This is a genomic window from Thalassospira alkalitolerans (assembly GCF_002115745.1).
GTDB classification, from domain to species: Bacteria; Pseudomonadota; Alphaproteobacteria; order Rhodospirillales; family Thalassospiraceae; genus Thalassospira; species Thalassospira alkalitolerans.
Map to the genome: position 1 here is coordinate 1 of NZ_JFKB01000071.1, position 304 is coordinate 304.

General features: G+C 53.6%; 1 protein-coding gene. It reads left to right on the forward strand.

Annotation, left to right across the window (positions count from 1 at the left end):
* On the forward strand, positions 1-304 hold a 304-nt coding region (locus TALK_RS22210), incomplete at both ends, for an Ig-like domain-containing protein (protein WP_169715102.1).

The window sequence follows — 304 nt, forward strand, 5'->3', positions numbered from 1 at the left end:
CGAGCAACATTAAATATACCGGTGCATCGAACGTGAATGGCGACAATGTCGCGACCTATACGATCCATGCCAATGACGGGACCGTCAATCCGCAGGTCGGTGGTGGCAATATCGACATTACAGCCGTTAATGATGCGCCAACCGCATCGGGCGTTCCGACCGATGTAACCGTAATCGAAGATACCGCGAGTAACTTCGACTTATCCGCAATCAGCTTTGCTGATGTCGATGGTGACTCTCTGACCGTCACGATTGCGGTATCTGCCGGGACATTCACCGCAAGCACGTCGGGTAGCGTCACGGT